The sequence below is a fragment of the Streptomyces sp. TAA040 genome (genome assembly GCF_000424845.1).
In genome coordinates, this window is sequence record NZ_AUKR01000045.1 from 1 (window position 1) to 10,411 (window position 10,411).

7 protein-coding genes and 3 pseudogenes are annotated in these 10,411 nt (G+C 72.5%); 5 read left to right on the forward strand and 5 right to left on the reverse strand.

Annotation, left to right across the window (positions count from 1 at the left end; translation table 11 throughout):
• Both H300_RS28435 and H300_RS28440 read right to left on the reverse strand, forming a co-directional pair.
• Positions 1-606, reverse strand: a pseudogene (locus H300_RS28435) (IS110 family transposase); the annotation flags it as partial.
• A gap of 272 nt (positions 607-878) precedes the next feature.
• The gene (locus H300_RS28440; RefSeq protein ID WP_078516200.1) at positions 879-1,610 is read right to left on the reverse strand and encodes a GNAT family N-acyltransferase; all 732 of its coding nucleotides are present in this window, start codon (positions 1,608-1,610) and stop codon (positions 879-881) included.
• 262 nt (positions 1,611-1,872) lie between these two features.
• Here H300_RS28440 and H300_RS28445 point away from each other — a divergent pair, with 262 nt between their 5' ends.
• Both H300_RS28445 and H300_RS0121140 read left to right on the forward strand, forming a co-directional pair.
• Positions 1,873-3,186 (forward strand): ATP-binding protein, encoded by a 1,314-nt coding sequence (locus tag H300_RS28445; RefSeq protein WP_037981378.1) that lies wholly within the window; start codon positions 1,873-1,875, stop codon positions 3,184-3,186.
• A gap of 240 nt (positions 3,187-3,426) precedes the next feature.
• Positions 3,427-4,179 carry a hypothetical protein gene (locus tag H300_RS0121140; protein ID WP_028428982.1) on the forward strand — a complete coding sequence of 251 codons (753 nt, stop codon included), beginning with the start codon at positions 3,427-3,429 and terminating at the stop codon, positions 4,177-4,179.
• A 68-nt stretch (positions 4,180-4,247) separates the two neighbouring features.
• Here H300_RS0121140 and H300_RS30670 read toward each other — a convergent pair.
• A pseudogene (locus H300_RS30670) lies at positions 4,248-5,263 on the reverse strand (hypothetical protein); the annotation flags it as partial.
• A gap of 97 nt (positions 5,264-5,360) precedes the next feature.
• Here H300_RS30670 and H300_RS30675 point away from each other — a divergent pair.
• Positions 5,361-6,222 (forward strand): annotated as a pseudogene (locus tag H300_RS30675) (IS5 family transposase).
• A gap of 21 nt (positions 6,223-6,243) precedes the next feature.
• Here the strand turns inward: H300_RS30675 and H300_RS0121160 are convergent.
• Entirely contained in the window at positions 6,244-7,209 is a 966-nt protein-coding gene (locus H300_RS0121160) for an NAD(P)-dependent alcohol dehydrogenase (RefSeq protein ID WP_028428984.1), read from the reverse strand.
• Between the two features lie 178 nt (positions 7,210-7,387).
• Between H300_RS0121160 and H300_RS28455 the strand changes: the two genes are divergently transcribed.
• Both H300_RS28455 and H300_RS0121170 read left to right on the forward strand, forming a co-directional pair.
• Complete coding sequence (locus tag H300_RS28455) at positions 7,388-7,780, forward strand: YetF domain-containing protein (RefSeq protein ID WP_051270266.1); 393 nt, start codon at positions 7,388-7,390, stop codon at positions 7,778-7,780.
• 242 nt (positions 7,781-8,022) lie between these two features.
• Positions 8,023-8,697, forward strand: a complete 675-nt coding sequence (locus H300_RS0121170; RefSeq protein ID WP_078516201.1) for a DUF5701 family protein — start codon at positions 8,023-8,025, stop codon at positions 8,695-8,697.
• Positions 8,698-8,756: 59 nt separating this feature from the next.
• Here H300_RS0121170 and H300_RS0121175 read toward each other — a convergent pair whose 3' ends face one another.
• A complete protein-coding gene (locus H300_RS0121175) occupies positions 8,757-10,343 on the reverse strand; it encodes an IS1182 family transposase (protein ID WP_051270267.1) in 1,587 nt (528 codons plus the stop codon).
• Between the last annotated feature and the right edge of the window lie 68 nt (positions 10,344-10,411).

The window sequence follows — 10,411 nt, forward strand, 5'->3', positions numbered from 1 at the left end:
AGTCTGCGGCGGCCGGCTTTGCGCAGGGCGGCCGGGGGATGCGTGGTGCTCCAGGAGCCAGGTGACGGCCCGGTGGTCCAGGCGCGGGCCGAGGACGCGTTCCAGGCTGGGGTGGAACTGGGTGAGCAGGCCGCGTATCCGGTTGCTGGTGCGGGTGGCCTCGGCGGCGAGGTCCTGATCGAAGCCGACCAGGACGGTCAGCTCGGCGGTGATCTCGTCGGTGAGTTCCAGCGCGCGCAGGGTGTGGGGCAGGGTGCGGGCGGCGTCCGCGATCACCGCGGCGTCCTTGGCGTCGGTCTTCGCCTCCCCCGGGTAGAGGTCGGCGATCCGGCGCATGGCCAGGCCGGGCAGGTAGGCAACGCGGCAGCCGGCATCACGGGCCACGGCCAGAGGCAGGGCGCCGATGGAGGCGGGCTGGTCCACGACCACCAGGACGGTACCGAACTTCGCGGCCAGCTTGTCGAAGACGGCCCCCAGTTTCGGCTCGCTGTCGGGCAGCCGCTTGTCGAAGACCTTCTTCCCCGCCGGGGTGAGCCCGTGCCCGTGATGGGCGCTCTTGCCGACGTCCAGGCCCAGGAACACCCCTACGTCTTCGGTGTCGAACATCGCGCCCTTCCCAGGGGTTGGCGGTGCCGGCCTCGGCAGTGGTGTCGTGCGCGCGCATCCACGTTATACAGACCTGCCGCCCGCGAACTGCCCGGCATTGCGCCGGACCGGACGGTAGCCAGACCTCTCATCAGCGTCTCCGACGACACCCCCAGGCCCGGTGACACCACCCCCCAGGTCATGCCTTCGACAGGGGGACACAGTCATGCCGGGCCCGGAGGCCAGCGGCCCTCTTGCAGGACCACGAAAAACATAACGGGGGGGGCGGGCGGTCATGCCGGGTCGAGGGAGAGGAAGTGCCGCAGGTAGCGGGGGCCGATGTCGCGGAGCGAGAGCAGCACGTAGAAGTCGGCAACCCCGAACTCCGGTTCGTGGGCGGGCTCGCCGCACACCCGCGCGCCGAGGCGCAGGTAGCCGCGCAGCAGCGGGGGCAGGTCCGCGCGTCCCAGCGGCTCCACGTCAGCCGGCGGCTGCCAGGGGCGGTGCGGGGTCACCCGGTGTGCCTCGGGCGCGAGATGGCGTTCCAGGACCCGGCGGCGGACCCCGGCGGCCGTCCGTCCGCCGTCGGCGAGCGGTACCGAGCAGCAGCCGGCCAGCCAGTTGTGCCCGGAGTCGGTCAGGTAGCGCGCGATCCGGGCCCACATCAGGGCGATGACGGCGCCGTCACGATGGTCGGGGTGCACGCACGAGCGGCCCACCTCGAGCAACCGGTAGGTTCCCACGACGCTGCCCGTGGCGGACTCGCGGATCAGCAGGAGGTCGCAGTGGGCGTCGAACGCGTCGGCGTCCGGTTCGGGTTCGGGGCCGTCGAGGCGGGCGCCGAACTCCTGGGCGAACACCTCGTGGCGCAGCCGCTGGGCGGCGCGCACCTCGGCCGGATCGCGGGCGAGGGAGACGGTGTACCGGGCGGCGGCGTCGCCCGTCTCGGGGGCAGTGGAGCCGAGGGGCGGGTCGGCGGCGGTGTACGGGGAGCGTGCGGCCGGGGGCGCGAGGGGAACGGTCACGGGTGGTGGCTCCTGTTCCGGGCAGAAGGACCGCAGGGACAACGGCGGCTTCCTCCTTCATGTCCGGGCGTCCTGGCCTGTACATGGCGCTCGCGGAGCCCCGGGATGTGCGACGCCTTAACAGGTCGGCCGCCGGGCGGTGGCTCCGGGGCGCCGCCGGGGCCGGAGGGCCGCCGTGGTCCCCGCGCGCGGGGCCACCGCGCGCACGCCTCACCCGCGGTACCGGGCCGCCGGTCCGGGTACCGAGTCAGGAGCACCTCCCGTGGCACGCCCCACCGTCGTCCTGGTTCAGCAACGGGTCGCGCTGCCCTGGATCTTCGAAGGCGCGCACCGGGCCGGCATCGACGTGGTCCTCGTGCCGCGTGCGGGCGGCACGCCCCGCCCCGGGGAGCTGCCCCCGGCGGTGGTGGAGGTACTGCCGCTGGACGTGGACGGCGACCCGGCCGGGGCCCTGGCGGAACTGCGCCGGCGACACGCCCGTGCCCCGTTCGACGGTGTCGTCACGCTGCACGGCCCGGCGGTGCCGTTCACGGCCCAGGCCGCCGACGCGCTCGGGCTCCCGGGGCTGCCGCCCGGGGTGGCCGCCCGTCTCCACGACCAGGGGCTGACCCGGTCAGCGCTCCGGGCCGCCGGAGTGCGGACGCCCGCGTCCGTGGTACTGCACGGCGGGGCCGGGGACGAGGGCCGCGCCGCGGCCCACCGGCTGGGACCGCCCGTCCTCGTCGGGCCCGCACGGGGACTCTCCCGGCCGGGACTGCGCCGGGCGGAGTCCGCCGCCGAACTCGACGCCGCGATCGACGCGGCACGCAGACCACCGGGCGGCACGGTGCCGCCCGGTGGTCTGGTCGTGGAGGAGATCCCGGACGGTCCTGAGTTGGCCGTCGAGTCGCTCGTCCATCGCGGCCGGGTACGGGTCCTCGCCGTCGGGGAGAAGGGGTCCCCGACGGTCCCGCGCACCGCTGAGCCGACGCACCGCGTGCCGACGGCGCTGCCCGCCTCCGTGCGGGACGCGGTGGTCGCCGCGGTGGTGGACGCGCATCGCGCGCTGCGGGTGGCGGACGGCCCCACGCACACCCGGTTGCGGCTGCGGGGCGGCATGGAGCCCTGCCTGCTGGGAACCGACGTCCGCCTGGGCGGTCACGGGGTCTCCCACTACGTCACCGAGCGGACCACCGGGGTCGACCTGGCCGCCGAGACGCTGCGGCTGGCCGTCGGACAGGAACCGCGGCATCCGGAGCCCCGGGCCCGCGGAGCGGCGGCGGTCTACCCGGTGCGGCCCGGCGGCTCCGGTGTGCTGCGGACGGTCTGCGGTCTGGGCGAGGTGGCGTCGGATCCGCGGGTGGACCACGTGGTGCCCCTGCTGGCGCCGGGTGACGTCGTTCTCCCCGGCCCCGTGCCGGCCGCTCCCCCCGGCCCCTTCGGCTGCCCGGAGTACTCCGGCTGCCCGGCGCTGGTGCTCTCGCACCACGCCTCGGCGAAGGAGGCCGAGGAGTTCCACCACCGCCTGGACCGCACCGTCCGGGTCGAGTACGAGGAGCTGGCCGAACCGACCGGCGCGGGCGCCCTCGGCGACTGAGCGGCGCCGGCGGCCCCTCCGGCTCCGGAGCCCCTCGCAGCGGTCCGGGGCGTTCCCCTTTCGTCTGCCGCACGGCCACGGCATCGACCTCCCCGAGGTGCGCCGACCTGCGCGCGGGCGCTTCCCGTCCGCGCGGCGCCCCGGGCGTCCGGCCGATCCGCGCGCCACGCACCCTGCCGCGGACGGCCCCGGGTTGGCACAATCTCCCGCGGACGGCAACCGGGCGGACAGGAGCGGCAGATGACGAGGACGGACTTCACCGTGGAGGTGAGCGGAACCTCCGGTTCACACTCCGGGCTGTGGCCGGAGGGCGAGTGCTTCATGATCCTGCCCGACGGCGAGCACCGGGCGGAGGCGTCGCTGGCCCGGATCTCGCTGGCGAAGCCGGACGCGCCGCCGGAGCCGGTGAGGCTGCTGGAGGCGGCGAGCCGGACGACCGTGATGGAGGTGGAGGAGCGCACCGCGGCCCTGTCCGCCGAGCACGAGGACCATCCCGTCCTGGTGCTGCATGATCCGCACGACCCGGCGCGGGTGCTGTGCGAGGTCCGGCCGGAGGCACTGCCGAAGGGCGAGCCGCGGCGGTTCGCGGTACGGGACCCGAACGGAGCGGAGCTGGGGGCGATCACCCGGGGCCGTACCCGTTGGACGCGGCGGGCCTTCTGGCGCCTCGAACCGGCGGACGGCGGACCGCCGGTGACCGGGTGCAAGGGGACGGTGCTCGGCTGGCTCGGGTTCGTCCTGCTGCTGCCGCTGTGGCTGCTGTTCTTCGCGGTCTCGCTGCTGATCACCCTGGTGACGCTCGGCGACACCACCGAGCTGATCGTCTGGGGCTGTCCGCGCCGGACGGTCTGGCGCCGGCACGGCGAGCACCGCGCGGCACTCGACTTCCGCTACCTGCGCTCCCAGTACCTGTGGCAGGAGGAGCGGCTGGACCGCCGGCTGGCCTTCGCCCAGGCCACCCTGCACCAGTTCGCCAAGTACCGCGCCCCCTGAGCACCTCCCCCGGTGGGTGCCGTCCGGCCCGGACGGCACCCACCGGGCCCCGTGCCCGGTCGGCGGGCGCGGGCCACCGCGATCGATCCGGTCAGCCGCTCGCCGGCCTCGTAGACCATGTACTCCACGCCCCGGTCGGTGCCGAAGCTGGGGGCGGCGGAGCGGCCGTCGTCGGACCCGCCCGCCATCGGCCGGTGGAACACACCGAGGTGGTTGCGGCGGTCGAAGCCGTTGCCGACCTCCGTGATCAGGATGTTCCCGCCGCTGCCCTTGTCGGTGTGGTAGACGACGTAGGTGCTGTCGTCGCGGTGCGGCAGGTGCGGCCCGCTGAGGTCGACCGCACCGACCTGCTGCGGCCGGGCCAGCGGCTCCTGGGAGTACGTCCGGTTCCGCCGTCGGCGGACCAGCCCCAGCCGGTGGAGCGCCGGTCGCTGGTGTCGTTGACCATGAACACCGTCAGGTACCGGCTGCCGCGGTCGGCCAGGCGGTGCGAAAAGACCCCGGGCGTAGGACGTCCCGGTGGTCCCGGCGGGCAGCATCGAGGTGGTCAGCACCGTCCGGTCGTAGGTGAAGTGGATGCCGTCCTTCGAGCGGGCGAGGCGGGTGGTGGTGTCCTCGCCGTGGAAGTACCTCCACGTCTCGCGTGCCTCGGCGTTCCCCATGACGTGGGGCGAGGTGACGTGGCTCACCGAGTAGTGCGGGGACCACCGGTCGGCCACGAGGGGGTTGCCCGGGTACTCGGTGTACGGGCCCGCCAGCGAGTCGCTGTAGGCCAGGCAGATTCGCCGCCCGGCGCGTCGTGCGGTCCGTAGTAGACGTAGTAGCGGGCGAGCGGGGAGCTCAGCCGGTCGTAGACGCCGCGAGTGCAGGGGAAGATGATCCCCCGGTCGGGTTGTACGACAGCTGCGAGGGGGTCGGCAGGGTGCGGAGGTAGGCGTACTCGGGGAAGCCCGCCGGTCCGGCGAGCGGGTGCCCCCGTGGAGGCGGCGGACGCGGTGGGCACGGCGAGGGCGCTCAGCCCGCCGCCCGCGGCGACGGCCGCGGTGGTTCCCAGCGCGGCGCGGAACAGGGTACGGCGCTTCATTCGGGTTCTCCTTCTCTCGACGAGACGACCAAAGCTAGGGTCTGTCGCGAAAGTGGATCCTGGTCGTGGATGATCACGCCCTGCGGGGCGCGGTGATCTGACGAATGGACAGTGGGCACAACTTGAGGCGTCGTTGCCGCAGGGCATCAAGCCGGGCCGTCCGCCGGTGTGGACGCGACGGCAGCTGATAGACGGCATGCGGTGGCGGACCCGTACCGGTGACTCCCTGGTGTGATGTGCCGGAACGCTACGGGCCCTGGGAGCGGGTCTACGACCTGTTCCGGCGCTGGCAGCGCGATGGCACCTGGGCCAGGTTCGTCACTCAGCTCCACGCTCAGGCGGACGCGAAGGGCCTGACCACCTGGGACGTGAATATCGACTACACCGTCTGTCGGGCCCACCAGCACGCCGCCGAGGCCTCGAAGAAAGGGATCTGCAAGAGGAACCGCCCGGCGGCATTGCCGTTGAACCAGCCGACCATGGTCCCGGACGTTCCCGGGGCGGCCTGACCACCAAGATCCACCTTGCCGTCGAGCAGCGGCAGAAGCCGCTGAGCGTCGTGATCACAGCCGGCCAGCGGGGCGACTCGCCGCAATTCGAGCCGGTCCTGGAAGCCATCCGGGTACCCCGGCCTTGGTCCGGGCAGGCCCCGCAGGCGGCCGGACCGGGTGCGGGCCGACAAAGCGTACGACTCCCGCCGCAACCGGGCCCACCTGCGCAGACGCGGGATCAAGGCGACCATCCCGGTCCCCGCCGACCGCGTCCGCAACCGCCAGAAGCTCGGTGCCCGAGGCGGTCGGCCGCCGAAGCTCGACAAAACCGACTACCGCGCGCGGCATGCCGTCGAGTGCGGGATCAACCGCCTCAAGCGCCGCCGGGCCGTGGCCACGAGATACGACAAGCTCGCCGTCCGCTACGAGGCGACCGTGTTGGTTGCAGTCCTCAACAAGTGGCTGTGACCAGCACCTTCCCAACAATCCCTAGTCGACCCTGACCACGTACTTGCCCCGCACACCGCCCGCCTCCAGCGCCCGGTGCGCGGCCGCTGTCTCTTTCAGCGGGAAGACCGTGTCCACCGCCGGCCGCAGCTTCCCCTCTGTCACCTGGCGGGCGAGGTCGTCGAAGAGCGCACGTTCGGGGTTGCCGCTGAAGAAGCGCACCCGGCCGCGTCCGTGGACGGCGCTGGCCGCGATGTAGCCCAGCGAGGCGGCGGGCCGCGTCAGGTCGAAGGCGATGGTGACCATGCGTCCGCCCGGCTTCAGCATCCGCCTTACGCTACGCAGGTCGGTGCCCGCCGTGTCGAGGACCACGTCGAACAGTCCCAGTTCCGCGGGGGACACGGTCCGGTGGTCGACGGCGTGGTGGGCACCGAGTGTACGGACGAAGTCGAGGTTGGCAGCGCGGGCCAGGGCCGTGATCTCGGCACCGTACGCCTGTCCCAGCTGAACGGCGGCGTTGCCGACGCCGCCCGCCGCGCCCCGTACAAGCAGCCGTTCGCCGGGGCGCAGTGCGGCCTTGTCGCGGAGGGCCGTGACGGCCGTGGTGGCCACCGGCAGCGCGGCAGCGGCCACCAGGTCCAGCCCGTCCGGGACCCGGCCGAGCCGCTCGGGCCGTACCGTCACGTACTCGGCGGCGCTGCCGAATCCGGAGCTGCGGCCCAGGACGCCCCACACCTGGTCGCCGACCGCTACGCCGATCGCGCCGGTGCCGAGTGCGGCAATCTCACCAGTGAAGTCCAGCCCGATGCGCTGCGGGAACCTCCGGCCGGTGACGAGGCGGGCCCGACCGGAACGGGCCACCAGTTCGCCGCCGTTCACGCTGAACGCGCGCACGCGCACGAGGACCTCGCCGGGTGCCGGCCCGGGACGTGGCACCCGGCCCACATACAGCACCTCGGGGCCGCCGAAGCGGTCGAACAGTACGGCTTTCATCGTGCGGTCGTCCATCGTTGCGTTCTCACCTTCGCCACCAGTTGCCGTGCGGGGGATCGTGGCGCCGAGCGTAGGCTGGCAAGCGGACGAGATCGTCCATTTGGCCGGAGACGAGAGACAGCGGTGGGGGAATCCTCTCGGATCGCGGGGCAGGACAGTCTGCGGGCGGACGCCCGACGCACTGGTCGTCACCGTGGCCCTGGGCTCGACCCTGGCCACCATCCTCCTCAACCGCGATGTCTCCCTGGCCGAGGAGGCTCTCGCCCTGGCACTGCTGGTCGTCCTCCAGCTGGTCAGTGCCAGGGCCTCGGTTCGCTCCCGCCGCTTCCGGTGCCTGATCAAGGCGGAGCCGACACTGCTGCTGAGCGACGGGCGCATGCTCAACGACGCCATGGCCGGGCAGCGGGTCACCGAGAGCGAGGTGCTTCAGGCGATCCGCTCCAAGGGCATCGGCGCGGTCGAGGACGTCACCGCGGTGATCCTGGAGACCAATGGCCGCTTCAGCGTCCTCAGCCGGTCCCGGGCCGGCTCCGGCAGTTCACTCCACGACGTCCGCAAGCCGGTTCGAGCGCAGTCGAACGAGTAGGTGGAGCACGGAGCGGCCCGGAGGCACCGCACCCGGCCGGGGGCTCCTGCTCGTGGGTACTCCCCTGCCCGGCTCGCTGACGCTCGGGTCCAGCAGAACGCTGCCCCCTCGATACTGCCGTCGGCACACCGGCCGCCGACGCGAGGGACGGAGCCGGCAGCGGCGGGAATGTTTCGGCGGGACGCCGCGTTCCCTCTGGTCCCGTCCGCGTCGCTGCCCCAGGGAGCACCGTGCCCGAAACCATGCCCCCCGAAACCATGCCCGTCGCCTCCGGCGTTCCCCCGGTGCTCCCGGCCTTGAACGTGCAGGCCGAGCGTCTGATCGAGCTGGGGGTGCACGAGATCGCCGGACTGTCCGCCGCCGAGATGCGTACCTTCGCCGAGGCTGCCGCGGTTCCTGCGTCCGTCGACGGCACCCTGCTCGCTGTCCACCCGGACCGAGCCCCTGCTTCCGCCCTCGCGCCGCTGCTCCGCCGTGAGGGCAAGCCGGGCTTCGTCGTCACCGACATGCCCGACGTCGACCTCTTCGCCCCACTCGAAACGGTCGCGCTGCCCGATGCGCCCCTCTACTTGCTCACCGGTCTCGACCGCGGCGACGGGACGGCCAACTGGAGCCCGAAAGAAGCGCTGCCCGCTCTCACCGCACGGGCCAGCACCCCGTTGTTGCTCACCGAGGGAATCCACTGGGTGATGCAGCAGCCCACTGTCCTGGAGCGCAACCGCTGTTTCATGACCATCGGATCCCGGCTGCGCAAAACCAACGGAGCCCTGGACGCCCGCACCCCGGCAATCTGGATCAGCAACGGCACCGGGCGAGACGGCCGCGAGCGCCACAACGCCCCCAAGGTGGGCTGGTGCTGGGCGGGCAACCGGCACACCTGGCTGGGCTTCGCCTCCGCAACAGGCCGTCGGGTCTAGAAGACTGCTGAAGATCTTGTCGGGTGCTGTCCGGCCGTAGGCCGGGCGGCCCTTCTTGCTTATGCGGTGGCGGGGGTGAGGTGCCAGTTGCCGTTGGCCCGGGTGAGTCCGAGGTTGATCAGTCGGCGGAGGTTGAGGGCGGCGGCGCGGTGGTGGAGCCAGAGGTTGTTGGCGATGACGCCGCGGTAGGGGACCCGGCGGTTTCCCTTGGCGACCAACCAAGCGATGGCGCGTTCGACGGGGGGCCGCCATCTGCGGTATTCGTCCTGCCAGACGGGGTCGGTGGCAGCCTGGTGGCGGGCTGCGGTGAGCAGTTCGTGCTGGGGGTGGACGTTGAGGTTGCGCCCGGTCTTGGAGGTGGTGCAGCGTCCGCGCAGGGGGCAGTCGGCGCACACGCGCTTGAACTGGGCGGTGCGAGCGCCGTCCGCCTTGACCTGCCCGAGGTTGGCGGTGTGTCCGGCCGGGCAGGTCGCGGTGCCGGCCGCCGAGTCGATGTGGAAGTCGTCGATGGTGAAGCCGCCGGGGATGGCCTGCCGCAGCGGTGGCGGCTTGATCACCAGGGTGTGGCCGTCGGCGGTCAGGTGTGCGCGCAGGTCGCCGGTGCCGTATGCAGAATCGCCGAGCACGGTTAACTCACTGCCCTCGTCCTCGTCGGCCAGCAGATCGCAGGCGACAGCGGCCTCGTGGTTGTCGGGGCCGTAGCCGCTGGTGAGGGCAACCGCGGTGAACAGCCCGGTCTCCGGCTCGAAGGACGCATGCCCTTTGAAACCGTCCTGGTGACGAGTTCGGTTTTTGTGGATGTGCCGCGCGTCCGCATCGACGGTGGACACGGTCCGGTCCGCCACCGTGCGCCGGGCGATGCGCCAGCGGCCGTCGCGCCCGTCGGAGTCCTCGGGCGGCTCCACGTCCTGGCCCGCGACCAGGGCCAGCAGGCCCACCGCGTTCGCAGCCCTCTCGCCCAGTCCCTGTTCGGGCAGGTGCCCGAGCAGGTTGAGGGCGTCGGTGACCAGCGCGTCGACCAGCGCGGCGCGCGCTTGCTCGTCGTCCCAGGCGATCCTCGGCTTGCCCGGGTCGGTGTAGTCGTGCGCTGTGCACCACTGCTGCGCCATCTCCTCCGCGCCGGGGACCTCACGGATCACCCGGCGGACGGCGGAGATGATCTGGGTGACGGTGTCCTGGGTGGCCACCGCGTCATCGAGGACGGTGGAGTCCAGCGCCCGCCGCTGCTTGCCCTTCAGCACGCCGGTCGCGGCCACGACCTCTTTGACCTTAGTGAAGATCCGCGTCGGGTCGGCCGAGTGACGCAGCCGACGCCGGAAGTACGTCAGCAGCGACGGGTCGAAAGCGGTGTCGTACAGGCCGAGCCCGCAGGCCGCCTTCCACCGCAGGTCACACCGCAGCTCCTGGACTGTCTCGAAGTCCGACAGCCCGTGCAGACTCTGCAGCACCACCGTCGCGGCCAGCACCTGCGGCGGCAGACTCGGACGCCCGTTGGACGAGGGATACATGTCCGCGAACATCCCCGGCGGGAACAGCACCTCGCGATGCTCGGCCAGGAACGCGAACACACTCCCTGCCGGGATCAACTCCCGGCAGGTCTCCCACACATCCGGCCCAACCAGCTCCCCGGCCCATTCCCCCTGCATGCCTACAAGACTGGCCCCGACTCCACCGAGCCGGGGCCAGAACCCGAGATTTTCAGCAGTCTTCTAGG

Bases quoted from the DNA above. Each gene is read 5' to 3' on its own strand.
- H300_RS0121175 (WP_051270267.1), bottom strand. From the start codon at position 10,343: ATGCAGGGGGAATGGGCCGGGGAGCTGGTTGGGCCGGATGTGTGGGAG.
- H300_RS0121170 (WP_078516201.1), top strand. From the start codon at position 8,023: ATGCCCCCCGAAACCATGCCCGTCGCCTCCGGCGTTCCCCCGGTGCTC.
- H300_RS0121140 (WP_028428982.1), top strand. From the start codon at position 3,427: ATGACGAGGACGGACTTCACCGTGGAGGTGAGCGGAACCTCCGGTTCA.
- H300_RS0121160 (WP_028428984.1), bottom strand. From the start codon at position 7,209: ATGGACGACCGCACGATGAAAGCCGTACTGTTCGACCGCTTCGGCGGC.